This is a genomic window from Bradyrhizobium sp. Kon69, from assembly GCF_055807515.1.
Genome location: NZ_JBVVOS010000056.1, coordinates 1 through 14900 on the forward strand (window position 1 = coordinate 1; position 14900 = coordinate 14900).

The 14900-nt window shown below is 64.2% G+C and carries 16 protein-coding genes; 11 read left to right on the forward strand and 5 right to left on the reverse strand.

Annotated elements, in window-relative coordinates; all coding sequences use genetic code 11:
- The 4 genes from AC0L3U_RS37510 to AC0L3U_RS37525 form a co-directional block, all read left to right on the forward strand.
- The coding region (locus AC0L3U_RS37510) for a chemotaxis protein CheW (protein ID WP_473364884.1) at window positions 1-261 on the forward strand (261 nt) is incomplete at its 5' end.
- A 73-nt stretch (window positions 262-334) separates the two neighbouring features.
- Complete coding sequence (locus AC0L3U_RS37515) at window positions 335-700, forward strand: response regulator (RefSeq protein ID WP_007600538.1); 366 nt, start codon at window positions 335-337, stop codon at window positions 698-700.
- A 76-nt stretch (window positions 701-776) separates the two neighbouring features.
- Window positions 777-1973, forward strand: a complete 1197-nt coding sequence (locus tag AC0L3U_RS37520) for a protein-glutamate methylesterase/protein-glutamine glutaminase (RefSeq protein WP_473364885.1) — start codon at window positions 777-779, stop codon at window positions 1971-1973.
- A complete protein-coding gene (locus tag AC0L3U_RS37525; RefSeq protein WP_473364886.1) occupies window positions 1970-2842 on the forward strand; it encodes a CheR family methyltransferase in 873 nt (290 codons plus the stop codon). Before AC0L3U_RS37520 ends, AC0L3U_RS37525 begins: the two co-directional genes overlap by 4 nt.
- Window positions 2843-3065: 223 nt before the next feature.
- Here the strand turns inward: AC0L3U_RS37525 and AC0L3U_RS37530 are convergent, their stop codons facing one another.
- From AC0L3U_RS37530 to ctrA, 5 genes are all read right to left on the reverse strand, one after another.
- Window positions 3066-3704, reverse strand: a complete 639-nt coding sequence (locus AC0L3U_RS37530) for a response regulator transcription factor (protein WP_473364887.1) — start codon at window positions 3702-3704, stop codon at window positions 3066-3068.
- Window positions 3705-3952: 248 nt separating this feature from the next.
- Window positions 3953-5113 (reverse strand): glutathionylspermidine synthase family protein, encoded by a 1161-nt coding sequence (locus AC0L3U_RS37535; protein ID WP_473364888.1) that lies wholly within the window; start codon window positions 5111-5113, stop codon window positions 3953-3955.
- Window positions 5114-5116: 3 nt separating this feature from the next.
- Window positions 5117-5503 (reverse strand): hypothetical protein, encoded by a 387-nt coding sequence (locus AC0L3U_RS37540; RefSeq protein WP_473364889.1) that lies wholly within the window; start codon window positions 5501-5503, stop codon window positions 5117-5119.
- Window position 5504: 1 nt separating this feature from the next.
- A complete protein-coding gene (locus tag AC0L3U_RS37545; RefSeq protein ID WP_247282568.1) occupies window positions 5505-5909 on the reverse strand; it encodes a DUF350 domain-containing protein in 405 nt (134 codons plus the stop codon).
- Window positions 5910-6079: 170 nt separating this feature from the next.
- Window positions 6080-6781, reverse strand: a complete 702-nt coding sequence (gene ctrA / locus AC0L3U_RS37550) for a response regulator transcription factor CtrA (RefSeq protein ID WP_007600544.1) — start codon at window positions 6779-6781, stop codon at window positions 6080-6082.
- A 415-nt stretch (window positions 6782-7196) separates the two neighbouring features.
- Here ctrA and fliI point away from each other — a divergent pair, with 415 nt between their 5' ends.
- The 7 genes from fliI to AC0L3U_RS37585 all read left to right on the forward strand — a co-directional run bounded on the left by fliI (window position 7197) and on the right by AC0L3U_RS37585 (window position 14408).
- The gene (fliI, locus tag AC0L3U_RS37555; protein ID WP_063993790.1) at window positions 7197-8522 is read left to right on the forward strand and encodes a flagellar protein export ATPase FliI; all 1326 of its coding nucleotides are present in this window, start codon (window positions 7197-7199) and stop codon (window positions 8520-8522) included.
- A gap of 121 nt (window positions 8523-8643) precedes the next feature.
- Window positions 8644-9063, forward strand: a complete 420-nt coding sequence (gene fliJ / locus AC0L3U_RS37560) for a flagellar export protein FliJ (protein WP_007600546.1) — start codon at window positions 8644-8646, stop codon at window positions 9061-9063.
- A gap of 179 nt (window positions 9064-9242) precedes the next feature.
- A complete protein-coding gene (locus tag AC0L3U_RS37565; protein ID WP_473348567.1) occupies window positions 9243-9788 on the forward strand; it encodes a sigma-70 family RNA polymerase sigma factor in 546 nt (181 codons plus the stop codon).
- A gap of 51 nt (window positions 9789-9839) precedes the next feature.
- Entirely contained in the window at window positions 9840-10895 is a 1056-nt protein-coding gene (locus AC0L3U_RS37570; protein WP_473364890.1) for an anti-sigma factor, read from the forward strand.
- Between the two features lie 238 nt (window positions 10896-11133).
- A complete protein-coding gene (locus AC0L3U_RS37575; RefSeq protein WP_473364891.1) occupies window positions 11134-12093 on the forward strand; it encodes a helix-turn-helix transcriptional regulator in 960 nt (319 codons plus the stop codon).
- Window positions 12094-12234: 141 nt separating this feature from the next.
- A complete protein-coding gene (locus tag AC0L3U_RS37580) occupies window positions 12235-13458 on the forward strand; it encodes an NAD(P)/FAD-dependent oxidoreductase (RefSeq protein WP_473364892.1) in 1224 nt (407 codons plus the stop codon).
- 65 nt (window positions 13459-13523) lie between these two features.
- Window positions 13524-14408: a hypothetical protein gene (locus tag AC0L3U_RS37585; RefSeq protein ID WP_473364893.1), complete on the forward strand. Its 885-nt coding sequence runs from the start codon at window positions 13524-13526 to the stop codon at window positions 14406-14408.
- Window positions 14409-14900 lie beyond the last annotated feature (492 nt).

Genomic DNA, 14900 nt, shown 5'->3' on the forward strand with positions numbered 1-14900 from the left:
CTCGGCCTGCCCAAGCCCGAGGACGGCAAGATCCCGATGGCGGTCGGCGTCGACCTGCGCGGTGAATCCTATGGCCTGTTGATCGACCAGATCGGCGAAGTGCTGCGGCTCGCCGAGGACGGCATGGAAGAAAACCCCGTCAATCTCGACCCCCGCATGGCCAAGCTCGCCGGCGGGGTCCACCGTCTCGACGGCCAGCTCATGGTCGTCCTCGACGTCGATCGCGTCCTCGAGCTCGCGCCCGAGATGATGGCGGCCTGATACGCCGGCACATCCGCCGACGTACCTGCAATTGGAAGTGCCCCCGCAAAAGCGGGGAGAAGCAGAGGTTCACATGCGAACTTGTCTCGTCGTTGATGATTCCAGCGTCATCCGCAAGGTTGCGCGCCGGATCCTGGAAGGCCTCGACTTCCAGATCCTCGAAGCCGAGGACGGTGAGAAGGCGCTGGAGGCCTGCAAGCGCGGCTTGCCCGATGCGGTCCTGCTCGACTGGAACATGCCGGTGATGGACGGCTACGAGTTCCTCGGCCATCTCCGGCGCATGCCCGGTGGCGACCAGCCCAAGGTCGTGTTCTGCACCACCGAGAACGACGTCGCGCATATCGCGCGCGCGCTGCACGCGGGCGCCAACGAGTACATCATGAAGCCTTTCGACAAGGACATCGTGACGGCGAAATTCCAGGAAGTCGGCCTTATCTGAGCGACCGTCCCGGAGGCTGAACGGCTCCTTCGGCGTTTGTTTTCAACTGACCGTTTCAGTCTGAGTTGGTGAGTAAATGAGTGTTGCGTTCGCAGGTAATTCGACCCCGGGCTCGTCGCGGGAAGCCGGACCGTTGCGGGTGATGATCGTCGACGACTCCGTCGTCATTCGCGGGCTGATCTCGCGCTGGGTCGGTGCCGAGCATGACATGGAAGTCGCGGCCTCGCTGCGCACCGGACTCGAGGCGGTCAACCAGATCGAACGCATCAACCCCGACGTTGCCGTGCTCGATATCGAAATGCCGGAGCTCGACGGTATCTCGGCGCTGCCGCAACTCCTGGCGAAGAAGCGCGATCTCGTCATCATCATGGCCTCGACGCTGACCCGCCGCAACGCGGAGATCAGCTTCAAGGCGCTGTCGCTCGGCGCGGCCGACTACATTCCGAAGCCGGAATCGACGCGAGAGGCGTCGGCTGCGGACATCTTCCATCACGACCTGATCCAGAAAATCCGCCACCTCGGCGCACGGCTGCGCCGCAAGCCCGTGGTTGGGAGCCCGCCGCTCGCGCCCGCAAGCCCGGCCCCGGCTGCACGTGGACCGCTTGTCGCGCGGCCTGCCGCGCCGGCTCCGGCCCTGCATGCGCCGTCGTCGTCCTCGCCGCTGTCCACGCGTCCGTTCTCGACCCAGGCACCGAAGGTGCTGCTGATCGGCTCATCGACCGGCGGTCCTCAGGCGCTGATGGCACTCGTCGCCGAGCTCGGCCCCGTGATCGACCGCGTCCCGGTGCTGATCACCCAGCACATGCCGCCGACCTTCACCACCATTCTCGCCGAGCATCTGGCGCGCACGAGCCGCAAGCCGGCAGCCGAAGCCGCCGATGGCGAGCCGGTGAAGCCGGGCCGCATCTATCTTGCGCCGGGCGGCAAGCACATGCGCGTCGTGCGTAGCGGCGTCGACGTGGCGATCGCGCTCGACGACGGCCCCGCCGTCAATTTCTGCAAGCCCGCGGTCGATCCGCTGTTCACCTCCGCCATCGACATCTGGCATGGCGCCATCCTCTCCGTGATCCTGACGGGCATGGGCTCGGACGGCATGCGCGGCGGCAAGGACATCGTCGCCGCCGGCGGCAGCGTGATCGCGCAGGACGAAGCCTCCAGCGTGGTCTGGGGCATGCCGGGCGCGGCGGCCAATGCCGGCATCTGCGCGGCGATCCTGCCGCTCAACCAGATCGGCGCCCGGGTCAATCGCCTGTTCGCGGGAGACCGCTCGTGACGCCGGTCGACTACGACTATTTACGCAAATTCCTGAAAGAGCGCTCCGGCCTCGATCTCTCCCCGGACAAGCAGTATCTGGTCGAGAGCCGGCTGCTGCCGCTGGCCCGCAAGGCGAGCCTTGCCGGGATTCCCGATCTCGTGCTGAAGATCAGGAACGGCGACGGGCGGCTTGCAAGCGACGTGGTCGAGGCGATGACCACCAACGAGACCTTCTTCTACCGCGACAAGATCCCGTTCGATCATTTGCGCGAAACGATCCTGCCAGGGCTGCTTCGGGCGCGCGCGGCGCGCAAATCGCTGCGCATCTGGTCGGCGGCCTCGTCGACGGGACAAGAGCCCTATTCGATCGCGATGTGCGTAAAGGAGATGGGCGCAGCCTTCGCCGGCTGGCGCATCGAGATCGTCGCCACCGATCTGTCGCAGGAGGTGCTGGAGAAATCCAAGGCCGGCGTCTACAGCCAATTCGAGGTGCAGCGCGGCCTGCCGATCCAGCACCTGATGAAATACTTCACGCAAGCGGGCGAGGTCTGGCAGCTCAATGCCGACATCCGCGCCATGGTGCAGTTCCGCCAGCTCAATCTGTTGCAGGACTTCTCCCATCTCGGAACGTTCGACGTGATCTTCTGCCGCAATGTGCTGATCTATTTCGACCAGGACACCAAGGCCGTGATCTTCGAGCGCATGGCGAAGATTTTGGAAGCCGACGGCACGCTGCTGTTGGGCGCCGCCGAATCCGTCGTCGGCATCACCGACGCGTTCCGCCCGATCGTCGAACGTCGTGGTCTCTATCAGCTCAACCCGACGCGCTCCGGCCGCCCGATGGGCGGATTGATGCCGCCGTCGTTGAAGGTGGCAGCGGCGCGGTGAGACGCGTGGCCCGCGCCTATCGGCGCCGTGATGTTGCCGCGCGTTCGAAGCTGCTTTGCTTTAACGGACCGATGCTAGGCCGATAGACGTCGGCCCGCGCGGTGCCTGTCGCCGCGTGGTGGACGATGTGACGTCGTCTGCTGTCGGAGAGACGAAAGACGAAAGCTCAACGTCGTTGACGTAGATCAACGGAGCGGCAGGTACCTGGAAACTGGTGGGGTTGTCAGGCCGTTCCTCCCTCGTCGGATGCGCCGTCCAAGACGCCGATCCGCTCGGCAAGAGAGACCAGTTCGGCTAACGACCGAACCTGCATTTTCTCCATCAAGCCGTGGCGGTGAGCTTTGATCGTGCGCTCGGTCGTTCCGAGCGTGTGTGCGATCTGCTTGTTGATTTTGCCCCGAACGACAAGGTCGAAAACCTGTCGCTCGCGCGGCGTCAATTTAGCGAGACGAGCACGAGCCATGTTCAGCACGTTCTGTAGGTCTCGTGACGATCGATGGTGTGCCAAGGCTCCGGCGATCGCGCGAAGAAGGTCTTCTGAGCTTACCGGCTTGCTCAGAAAATCCTGCGCACCCGCCTTTATGGTTCGCACAGTGATCGGAATGTCGCGATAGCCGGAGAGAAATATGATCGGCAATGTCGAGCCGAGTTCGCCCAATTGTTTTTGGAGGGCAGGGCCGTCCAGGTCGGGGATTTGCACATCGAGAAGGATGCAACTCGGAATGCTGTCGCTCGGCAGTCGGTCCAGCAACGCCTGCGCCGACGTATAGACGGCGACCTCGTAACCGGCGTGTCTTAAATGACGCTCCATGGCCGTCAGGAAAGAAAGGTCGTCGTCAACGATATGCACGAGCCCCGGCACCGATCCCCTCTCCATTGCAAAGAGGCTACCGCGCTATTCAGCTTGCCTAAGTGTCTTTTTGAACCCTTTTAAGACATAGCTGATCTGTCGCAGCGAAAAGTCTCTATGCAGTTTGTGCCACGCCGCCGCCGTGCCGGCCTTTGTCGATGCGCGAGCCGCGAATCCAACTGACGTTTTGAACTCGCGAATAGAATCCCTCATCCGACGCTTCGCGGCGACCTTCTCCCAGAAGGGAAGAAGGGCATCCCTCACAAGATCGCATGCGGCAGAAACCGCGAGCCGTTGCCGGTGATCGGGCTCTCGTCCTCGCGGATCGACAGCCCGCAGGGTTCGTGATTCACCAGCCAGCTTCCCACCACCGGATAGAAGTCTGAGAAGTTCGGCAGCGGCGCGAGCGCCTGCCGCACGAATCCTTCGGCGCCGTAGGGGCCTGCCTGCTCGTCGAGCGGCATTCCGCCTGCTACCAGCGTGACATTGGCGCCTTCGCGCGACAGCAGCGGCTTGCGCACATAGGAGCTGCCGAGCTCGGCTGCCCGCGGATCGTCCTCGAAGAACGCCGGCAGCAGATTGGGATGGTTCGGAAACATCTCCCAGAGCAGCGGCAGGATGCCCTTGTTGGAAAGCACCGCCTTCCACGGCGGTTCGATCCAGCGTGTCGGTGCGTCCTTGAGCTTTGCGCCGAAGCTGTCGTGAAACATCCATTCCCAGGGATAGAGCTTGAAGGCGAGCGCGATGTCGCGGTCGTCGAGATCGACGAAGCCGCCGGTATCGTTGCGCCAGCCGATCGCCTCGATGTCGAGCAGCGTGGTTGCAAGTCCCGCCTGGCGCGCGGTGTCTTCGAGATAAGCGAGCGTGCCGGCATCCTCCTCATTGCCCGTGGTGCCGGTGAGATGGACGTGGCGCCCCGTGGCAATCTGCTTCCACGCTTCGATCAGTCGTTCGTGGATGGAGTTGAACTGGTCGGCGCGCGACGGGATGATGCGCCGTTCGATCGCCTGTTCGAGCCAGGTCCACTGAAACACCGCGGCTTCGAAAATCGAGGTCGGCGTATCCGCGTTGTATTCGAGCAGCTTTGCCGGTCCCTTGCCGTCGAATTTCAGATCGAGCCGGCCATAGAGGCTGCGGTCGTCTCGTGCCCAGCTTTCGGCGATCAGGCTCCAGAACGCGTCCGGTATCTTCAAGCGCCGCAGATGGCGCTCGTCGCCGATGACCCGGCCGGCGAGCTCCAGGCACATCGCGTCGATCTCGCCGGTCGGCGCCTCGATGCCACGCTCGATCTCGTCGAGCGTGAAGGCGTAGTAGGCGCGCTCGTCCCAATAGCGCTCGCCGTCGATGGTGTGGAAGGCGAAGCCGCATCGTTCGGCGGTCTGCCGCCAGTCGTCGCGCTCGGGGCAGACGATGCGTTGCATGGGTCAGCCGCCGCCAGAGAAGCCATGGCCAAACGAGCCGAAGCCGCCGCGGCTCACGCCGCCGGAGCCTGAATCGGACGACGTTCCGGACGAGGAATGGCTCGAGGAGTCGCTGCTGAAGAAACTCGATCGCGACGAGCTGCCGCCGCCGCTGGAGGAACTGCGGCTGCTGCTGCACGACGTGCTCGCTTGCACCGCTGGGTCCGTGCCGACAGGAATGGGCTCGCAATTGTGCCGCGGCATCAGCGTGTAGGCGGTGGTGCCGACCGCGATCGTGCCCATCACCAGCAGCGCGACACGGCCGGAGCGCTTCACCGGCTGCTGCGTGGGCGGCGGCCCGGCCGCCGGCCGGCGCTTGCCGAACTCTTTTTTGGAGGGCTTGTCGGCCATGTCAGTAGATCATGCAGGCGGCGTTGAGCAGGCCTGCGGCGAGCGAGGACAGGCCGAGCCAGATCGCGGGCGCAAGCTCGCCGGCCGCGATCCGGGCCGGCAGATTCGGCACCGGCACCCTCACCAGAAAGAGCACGATGATCTGCACGATCAGCGCGATGAGCGCCCAGATCAGGCAATCCAGCACATTGGCCGAATGCGCGATGGCGCTGACCAGCGGCGCCACGAAGCCGAGCAGGCTGAGGCCGAGCGCTATCGCCGCGGCCGGCTCGTTGTCGCGGATCAGCTGGAATTCGTTGTAGGGCGTGATGCGGGTGTAGACGAACAGATACGTCACGATCGCGATCAGCCCGGTGCAGAAATAGACCAGGAAGGCGGGCAGGCCGGCGAGTGATTGCAGGATCATCGTTCCCCCATCGTGCAGCGACCATTCGTCGGCGGAGGAAGGATAGCGGTTCAACGGCGGCAGGACGATTGAGGCCGCGTTCGCGTCCCCAAAAACAAAACCCCGCCATTTGCGGCGGGGTCCAGGCTGGGAGGAGCAAGCCCCGAAGGGCTCGCGGGTAAAACCCAGGATCAGGCGGGAATGCGCTCTTCGACCTCGTGCGGCTCGCGCAGCACGTAGCCGCGGCCCCACACGGTCTCGATGAAGTTGCGGCCTTCCGAGGCATTCGCGAGCTTCTTGCGGAGCTTGCAGATGAAGACGTCGATGATCTTCAGCTCGGGCTCGTCCATGCCGCCATAGAGATGGTTGAGGAACATTTCCTTGGTGAGGGTCGTGCCCTTGCGGAGCGAGAGCAGCTCCAGCATCTGGTATTCCTTGCCGGTCAGATGCACGCGCTGGCCGCCGACTTCCACCGTCTTGGTGTCGAGGTTGACGACGAGGTCGCCGGTCTGGATCACCGACTGGGCATGGCCCTTGGAGCGGCGCACGATCGCGTGGATGCGGGCAACCAGCTCGTCCTTGTGGAAAGGCTTGGTCATGTAGTCGTCGGCGCCGACGCCGAGACCCTTGACCTTGTCCTCGATGCCGGCGAGGCCGGAGAGGATCAGAATGGGTGTCTTGATCTTGGAGACCCGGAGCTGCTTGAGCACGTCGTAGCCGGACATGTCGGGCAGGTTGAGGTCGAGAAGGATAATGTCGTAATCGTATAATTTACCGAGATCGACGCCTTCTTCCCCCAAATCGGTCGTGTAGACGTTGAAGCTCTCAGACTTCAACATCAGCTCGATCGACTGCGCGACGGCGCTGTCATCTTCAATCAGCAAAACGCGCATGCCAGTTCCCCATAGTCGCCGCTCCTGGGCGTCAGGTCGGCCGCATTCGCGGCACACAACAAAACGCCTTTGAACAACTGATTCGGATCCTGACAACAGATGGTTAACAAATTCTGATTCTGGAACGCAAGCCCTGTAGATGCAATTTTCGTCGAATCGCCCTAAGGTCTTGTGTGCGAAGCAGCTTTCGTTATCCGGTTGCGTTCAAGTTCCACTTTAAGAGACGGGCCTAACCGACTCCCGCGACTCAGCCTTCTTCTGAAGGGGAGTCACGCTCAGTCACAAAGACAGTGACGCAATGATTAACGATGCGGGTAAACACGAAGTTAAGCGCCGTTCAGAAATATGGCGAAACTTAAGGTTTTCGCCACGAAGCCCGGGATTATGAAGGCGATCACCTCATGAAGGCCCTCTAATGAAGGCTCTTGCCGAACAGATCGGCGATATTGACGGCATCAATATTTATGGCCGTGTGGTCGGCGTGCGCGGCCTGATGGTCGAGGTGGCCGGCCCGATCCATGCGATGTCGGTCGGCGCGCGGCTCGTGATCGAGACTGGCGGCAACCGTTCCATCCCCTGCGAGGTGATCGGCTTCTCCGGCAACAACGCCGTCGTGATGCCGTTCGCCGGCCTCGACGGCGTGCGGCGCGGCTGCAAGGCCGTCATCGCCAATGCCGCAAATCAGGTGCGGCCTTGCGCGGCCTGGCTCGGCCGCGTCGTCAATGCGCTGGGTGAGCCGATCGACGGCAAGGGGCCGCTGCCGCAGGGCCCGGCGCCGATGCCGTACCGCAATTCGCCGCCGCCGGCGCACTCGCGCAAGCGCGTCGGCGCGCCACTCGATCTCGGTGTGCGCGCGATGAACACCTTCCTGACCTGCTGCCGCGGCCAGCGCATGGGCATCTTCGCAGGCTCCGGCGTCGGCAAGTCGGTGCTGCTGTCGATGCTCGCGCGCAACGTCGATGCCGCCGTCAGCGTCATCGGGCTGATCGGCGAACGCGGCCGCGAAGTGCAGGAATTCTTGCAGGACGACCTCGGCGACGAGGGCCTCGCGCGTTCCGTCGTCGTGGTCGCCACCTCCGACGAGCCGGCGCTGATGCGCCGCCAGGCCGCCTATCTGACGCTCGCGATCGCGGAATATTTTCGCGACGAGGAGCAGGACGTCCTTTGCCTGATGGATTCGGTGACGCGCTTTGCCATGGCCCAGCGCGAGATCGGCCTGTCCGCGGGCGAGCCGCCGACCGCCAAGGGCTACACGCCGACCGTGTTCACCGAGCTGCCGAAGCTTCTGGAGCGCGCCGGCCCGGGCCTCGGCGAGGGCGCCATCACCGCGATCTTCACGGTGCTGGTCGATGGCGACGACCATAACGAGCCGATCGCGGATGCCGTCCGCGGCATCCTCGACGGCCACATCGTGATGCAGCGCTCGATCGCCGAGCGCGGCCGCTACCCCGCCATCAACATCCTCAAATCCGTCTCCCGCACCATGCCGAAATCGGCCGACCCGCAGTTCTGGCCGACCATCCAGAAGGCGCGGGCGGTGATGGCGACCTATGCCGACATGGAGGAATTGATCCGTCTGGGCGCCTACCGCGCCGGCTCCAGCCCGGAGGTCGACGAGGCGATCCGCCTGCACGAGCCGCTGGAGGCCTTCCTGCGCCAGCGCAAGGATGAAAATGCATCGCTGGCGGACGGCTACCGCCAGTTGGCGCAAATCCTCGGCAATTTGGAAACGGAACGCTAACTTTGTCCCGTCATCATCCCATCCCACAGAGTAGCAGAGCCGGTCTTGGCCCCCGTCGGGCCTGTGGGGAGACCGGTGTTGTCCCACGTGCAGCCAAGGGACTTCTGGGGAGTACGAGTCGATGAAGTCACGTGATACCCTCATCCGCCTGAAGAAATTTCAGGTCGACGAGAAGCGCCGCCGGGTCAGCCAGATTGAGACCATGATCGCCGACTTCCAGCGGATGTCGACCGATCTTGAACGCGAGATCTCGACCGAGCAGGAGCGCGCCGGGATCAACGATCCCTCGCACTTCGCCTATCCGACCTATGCCAAGGCTGCCATCCAGCGCCGCGAGAACCTGACCCGCTCGGCCGACGAGCTGAAGGGCCAGCTCGACGAAGCCAAGGCCGCGCTGGCCGAAGCCTTCGAGGAGCTGAAGAAGGTCGAGCTTCTCGACGAGCGCGATCAGGCCCGCGAACGTGCCGAGGAAAACGCCCGCGAGCAGGCCGATCTCGACAGCATCGGCCTGATGCGGGCCCGCATGGGCGCCGTCGCCTGAGACGCTAGCCGCCAGACCTGCGAGAATTTGCAGAACCCGGACCCCATGGGTCCGGGTTTTCGCATGTGCTGTCCACAGTGTGCCGCCGCGCCCCCTTGGTGGTCGGCTTTGTCGCGCGCTATGGTGGCGGCGTGCCAGGGCCTGCGCGGAACGCGACGGGCTGCGCATTGGGGGGCTGAATGCTGACGCCAGCAGAGCTGGTCGGGCTGATTGGGGCGGTGGCGCAGGGCGATCAGGCCGCGTTCGAGCGCCTCTACGTCGCCACGCGCGCGAAACTCTATGGTGTCGTGCTCCGTATCTTGCGCCGACAGGATCTCGCAGAGGAGGTCATTCAGGAGACCTACGTCAAGATCTGGAATAGCGCCGGCCAGTTCAATCCCGCTCTCGCGTCGCCGATCACGTGGATGGCGTCGATCGCGCGCAACCGCGCCATCGACATCGTGCGCAAGAAGACGGAAGTCTCCATCGAGGAAGAGCCGCAGGCGATGGAAGTCGCGAGCGACAGCCCCGATCCGCTGGCGCGGCGGGAGATGACCGAGGAATTGAGGCGGCTGCTCGAATGTATCGGCCGGCTCGAGCCGGACCGTCAGAGGCTCGTGCTTCTCGCCTATTACAACGGCTGGAGCCGCGATCAATTGGCGGAGAAATTCGCGGCGCCCGTCAACACGGTGAAGACGTGGCTTCGGCGCAGCATGTTGGATATTCGCGAATGTCTCGGGCTATGAGATTCGAGCCATGAGAGCTCATACGGTGAGGGTGGGTCTGGACCGCAAGTGATGGCCTATACGGAGGACCATATCGCGCTCGCCGCGGAATATGCGCTCGGCACGCTCGACGCCGGCGAGCGCGCGCAGGTCGAGACCATGATGGCGGTGGACAAGGCGTTCGCCGATGTCGTGCAGGCGTGGGCATTCCGGCTCGGCGTCCTCAACCAGATGGTCGGCTCGATCGAGCCGCGTCCGATCGTGTGGGAGAACATCAGGTCCGAGCTCGCGCGGACGGGCTTTGCGCAGGAGCCGCCAGCACTGCCGGACGCAGCACCGCCGCCACCTGTGCCGGAGTTCTCCTCGCCCGACACCGTGCCTCCGCAGGTGCCGTCGGAGACTATGCAGCAGCCGCCGCCGCCTCCCGAAGCGGAGCAGCCTGACCCGGCGCGTCCTGCGTCCGATGCGATGCCCGAAATCGTGCCGATCTTCATGCCGCAGGTCCACGCGCCGAACCCGGATGTCGTGCGTGCGGCACCGCCGCCGGTTGCCGACAACAGCAACGTGATCCGGCTTGAGGGCCGCGTGAAGCGCTGGCGCACCATCGCATCCGCCGTCGGCGCGCTCGCGGCCGCGCTGCTCGTGACGCTGTCGCTTCAGATCTTCCTGCCCGACGCGTTGCCGGGCGGCTTGCGGCCGCCAGCGCGCATCCAGACGGTGGAGGTGAAGACGCCGGCGCCGCTCCCGGTGTCGTCGCAATATGTCGCGCTGTTGCAGGGCCAGGGCGGCGGTCCCGCCTTCATCCTCACCATCGACGGTGCGACCAAGAACTTTACGGTGCGCAAAGTCGGCGCGACACCGGAGCCCGGCAAGAGCTTCGAGCTCTGGCTGATCTCCGACAAGCTGCCGCGTCCGCGCTCGCTCGGCGTGATCGGCGCCGGCGATTTCACCGCACGACCGGTGCTCGGCTCGTACGATGCCGACGTCGTCAACGGCGCGACCTACGCCGTCACGCTCGAGCAGGCAGGCGGTTCGCCCAACGGCCAGCCGACCTCGGCGCCGGTGTTTTCCGGCAAGCTGATCGATACCGTGCCGCCCTCCCAGCCGCAGGCGCCCGCGAAGAAGTAAGCGTCGTAGCCCGGATGGAGCGCAGCGCAATCCGGGACCGCCGTCCCGCATTCCGCTTTGCTCCATGCGGGCTACAAGCGCCGAATGCTGTCGCCACGGTCCGTCCTGCCGTCGTCTTCCGACAAATCCCGCCGAATCCGCCCCCGATTTGAACCTCTCCGCGTTTCGCGGCGTCAAATGCCCGGAATTTGCAGTCGGCGCCCCCAATCATGGTGCCGGAGAGGGGCGAGAAAATCAGATGGATGCAGCGAAAACGTCGGGCATCTTCATTCACCAATATGCGGGGCTGCCACACGGCCCGGCCTTCGAGCATTGGCGCGAGCGGACTTTCGGGGCCTGCGGCCTGGATATCGGGCCGAGCCGGGGCGACAGCATCGATTGCCGGCTGCAGGTCAGCGTGGTCGACAATATCGCGCTCGCCATTCCCGAAGGCGCCTCCGCGCAATATTCACGCACCCAGAGCCACCTTGCCGACGGCAGCGACGATCTCGTCCTGATCGCGGCGCATGCGGGTCTCGTCCGCGTCGGGCAGAACGGCCACGCCGTGGAGCTTGCGCCCGCGCAGATGGTGCTCGTCGACATGGGCATCACCGGCACCGTCGGCCACACCGAGGAAGATCGCTTCACCACCATCCGCATGCCGCGCCGCGCGCTGCTCGAGATCAATCCGCGCGCCGAGGACAAGCTGTCGCAAGTGCTCTCGGACGGCGCGGTCGCCGAGACGATCTTGCGCTACCACTCCCTTGCCGCCCATCACGCGCCGCATCTCGACGCCGTCGGCCAGCGCCTCACCGCGCAGCACATGGTCGATCTCGTCGGCCTCCTGCTCGGCACCGACGCCGAACATGCAAGTCTTGCGCGCGGACGGGGTCATGCGGCGGCCCGTCTCGACCTCATGCGTGCCGACGTGATGGCTGCCCTTGGCCGCAACGATCTCTGCCTGTCCGAGATTGCCACGCGCTCTGGCCTGAGCCCGCGCCAGGCGCAGCGCCTGTTCGAGCAGGCCGGAACGACCTTCACCGAGTTCGTGCTGGAGCAGCGCCTGCTGCAGGCGCGCAAGCTGCTCGGCGATCCCCGCGCCAGGACCCGCAAGATCAGCGACATCGCGCATTCGTCGGGCTTCTCCGATCTGTCCTATTTCAACCGCGCCTTCCGCAAGCGCTTTGCCGCGACGCCGTCGGAACTGCGCGAGGCCTGAGCGCGCCGAGAATTCGTGCGGCGCGCCGGTGCCACCGCAGTTGGCCCGCCGGGCCGGATGAGTTATATCTGTCTGCGCGGTCAGATGGCTTGATCGTTCGTCGCTTCGTCGTCGCTCTCTTGGGAAATGCAGTCAACGGACATGGCGCGTATCGTCGTGCTCGGCGCCGGGTTTGCAGGTCTGTGGGCGGCCATCGGTGCCGCACGCAAGCGCGAGGAGATCGGCGCGGCCGGCCGTGACATCGAGATCCGTGTCATCGATCGCAATCCGTATCACAACATCCGCGTCCGCAATTACGAGGCCGACCTCAGCGAGGTCGCGCTTCCGCTGCCGCAACTGCTCGATCCGATCGGCGTCAGTCACGGAATCGGCGAGGTCGAAGCCATCGATCCGGCACGGCGCGAGATTTCGCTGCTGACGGATGGCGGTGACGAGACGCTGGCTTATGACCGGCTGGTGCTGGCGCTCGGCAGCGAAGTGATGCGTCCCGACATTCCCGGCCTTGCCGAGCATGCTTTCGATGTCGACACTTATGCAGCGGCGCTCCACCTCGAGGATCATCTCGCCTCGCTCGGACGCAGCGTGCCCGCGCCGGGGCGCTCGACGATCGTCGTGGTCGGCGCCGGCTTCACCGGCATCGAGGTCGCGGCCGAGATGCCCGACAGACTGGCGCGCGCCGGCATCACCGGCAGCCGCCGCATCATCCTGGTCGATCCCAATCCTGCCGTGGGCGCCACCATCGGCGCACATGCACGTCCCGTCATCGATACGGCGTTGGCCTCGCTCGACGTCGAGACACGGCTTGGCGTCCGCGTCGTCTCCGTCGAGGCCGCCGGCCTGCGCCTGAGCTCGGGGGAGTTCATTCCGACACGGACGGTGATCTGGTGTGCCGGGATGCGCGCGAGCCCCCTGGCGGCGAGCTTTCCGGACGCACGCGATCGCCTTGGGCGGCTTCTGGTCGATCCCATGATGCGGGTTGCGGATGTCGGCGGCGTGTTCGCGGCCGGCGACGTCGCCTCGAGCGTGGTCGACGGCTTGCATCCGACCGTGATGTCCTGCCAGTTCGCGCGTCCCATGGGCCGTTTCGCCGGTCACAACGTGGTCGCCGATCTCGCGGGCCTGCCGATGCTGCCGCTCCGGATCGACTGGTACGTGACCGTGCTCGATCTCGGCGGCTGGGGCGCGCTCTATACGGAAGGGTGGGATCGCGAAGTCCGCGTCACCGGCGCGGCCGCGAAGGCCACCAAGCAGACCATCAACCGCAAGCGCATCTATCCGCCGCTCTCGGGGCGCAAGGACGATCTGTTCGCGGCTGCTGCGCCGACCGTGCAGGCGCCGCCGCCGACTTATGGGGCGCGCAATTGACCTAACTACTAGTCGCGAATTCATTTACGATGCCGTGCAGCTTTGGAGCCACGGAGGATTCGACCTTGCGGATCAACGATGATCTTCTCTCAACGGTTGTGTTTCTCGGCTATCCGAGTGACGAGCCCGAGAAAGGTGGTATCGATTGTATCGGAACCGCTTTTTTTCTGAGGCATAACGGTTTTCCATATCTGGTTACTGTCCGACATTTGGCAGAGTTTGTAGGAGACGATCCATTTCTCTTGCGGGTCAATCGGGCTGGTGGAGCCCAAAATATACTGATCGATAATGCCACTTGGTACTACGACGCCGATCCGACGGTGGATGCAGCGGTACTGTCTCTTGAAGGGATTATTGACGAGGCCGAATATGACGTGCGTTTCATTGACGACGCGAAGGAAGTTTGGTGGGCGAATAAGGCTTGGAAATACGGAGTGGGGATCGGAGACTTTTGCTACACGATCGGTCTGTTCAGAGTGTTATCCGGCCGAACCCGCAACCTTCCCGTAGTCCATTTCGGAACGATCGCTCGTCGTATCTACGGGCCTGAAGTTGAGCCGATACCGATCAAAGACTGGCATGACCCGGCTGGCACAAAGACGATATTCGCGGATGCATATTTGGTGGAGAGCCAAAGCCTCTCGGGTCTAAGCGGAGCCCCGGTTTTCGTCAGAGGCAGTAATCCGTCCGTCAGCGAAGAATTGATCAAGGCGAATCCACACCTGCATCCCGCTGAAATGGGTGACGCTGTCGCGATGTGGCACCTGCACTTGATTGGTATTTGGCAAGGTGCTTGGGATGCTCCGCCGTCCGATGTGTTGGGGATCGAGCGTGGCCAAGGGATCCGAGTGCCCGTCGGAATGGGAGTGGTAGTGCCAATCGATGCCGTGCATCGAATACTCGCACAAGACGAATTGCTGGCATGTATGGCGGCCAAGCACAGAAGTTAATGCGAGCGAATGCTTTTGTGGGGCCTGGGCTAGTGCAGCCCAGAGAAATGAGAAAGCGCCCGTAGTGGGCGCGGTTCTGTGGCCTGCTGGGGTTGGGCGCCTATTTCCACGGGAAACTTGAGGACTAGCAAGAGCCTCGCGCCGTAGTGCGCGGGCGCCTTGTTGGCCGGCCCATTACTTCATCTACAAGCCCGCGCGTTGCCCCGTCGGGCAAAACACCCAAACTGCCGGTCAACCCGCGTGGCTCAAAATATTTCGCTTTACCGAATTTCGGAAACGGCGTATGTGTCGCCTCACTCCGGCCCAAGGAAGAGGGGCGTATCGCGATCGTCACGAACGCGGGCCGGACGGCGGTGGACGTTAGTCACATCGGCGCGAACGGCTTCGCAGGGCGGGCAACCGTGAGTGAAGGCGTCGCGCACACGACCGGTGTGATCGGCGTACGGCAAAATCGTGTGGTCCTGACGCCCGGGGTCTGTGCGTCAAGCGTTG

What these genes read in the sequence shown, in the direction of transcription:
- AC0L3U_RS37515 (WP_007600538.1), top strand. Translation starts at nt 335, where the DNA reads ATGCGAACTTGTCTCGTCGTTGATGATTCCAGCGTCATCCGCAAGGTT.
- AC0L3U_RS37520 (WP_473364885.1), top strand. Translation starts at nt 777, where the DNA reads ATGAGTGTTGCGTTCGCAGGTAATTCGACCCCGGGCTCGTCGCGGGAA.
- AC0L3U_RS37535 (WP_473364888.1), bottom strand. Translation starts at nt 5,113, where the DNA reads ATGCAACGCATCGTCTGCCCCGAGCGCGACGACTGGCGGCAGACCGCC.
- AC0L3U_RS37540 (WP_473364889.1), bottom strand. Translation starts at nt 5,503, where the DNA reads ATGGCCGACAAGCCCTCCAAAAAAGAGTTCGGCAAGCGCCGGCCGGCG.
- AC0L3U_RS37545 (WP_247282568.1), bottom strand. Translation starts at nt 5,909, where the DNA reads ATGATCCTGCAATCACTCGCCGGCCTGCCCGCCTTCCTGGTCTATTTC.
- ctrA (WP_007600544.1), bottom strand. Translation starts at nt 6,781, where the DNA reads ATGCGCGTTTTGCTGATTGAAGATGACAGCGCCGTCGCGCAGTCGATC.
- fliI (WP_063993790.1), top strand. Translation starts at nt 7,197, where the DNA reads ATGAAGGCTCTTGCCGAACAGATCGGCGATATTGACGGCATCAATATT.
- fliJ (WP_007600546.1), top strand. Translation starts at nt 8,644, where the DNA reads ATGAAGTCACGTGATACCCTCATCCGCCTGAAGAAATTTCAGGTCGAC.
- AC0L3U_RS37565 (WP_473348567.1), top strand. Translation starts at nt 9,243, where the DNA reads ATGCTGACGCCAGCAGAGCTGGTCGGGCTGATTGGGGCGGTGGCGCAG.
- AC0L3U_RS37570 (WP_473364890.1), top strand. Translation starts at nt 9,840, where the DNA reads ATGGCCTATACGGAGGACCATATCGCGCTCGCCGCGGAATATGCGCTC.
- AC0L3U_RS37575 (WP_473364891.1), top strand. Translation starts at nt 11,134, where the DNA reads ATGGATGCAGCGAAAACGTCGGGCATCTTCATTCACCAATATGCGGGG.
- AC0L3U_RS37580 (WP_473364892.1), top strand. Translation starts at nt 12,235, where the DNA reads ATGGCGCGTATCGTCGTGCTCGGCGCCGGGTTTGCAGGTCTGTGGGCG.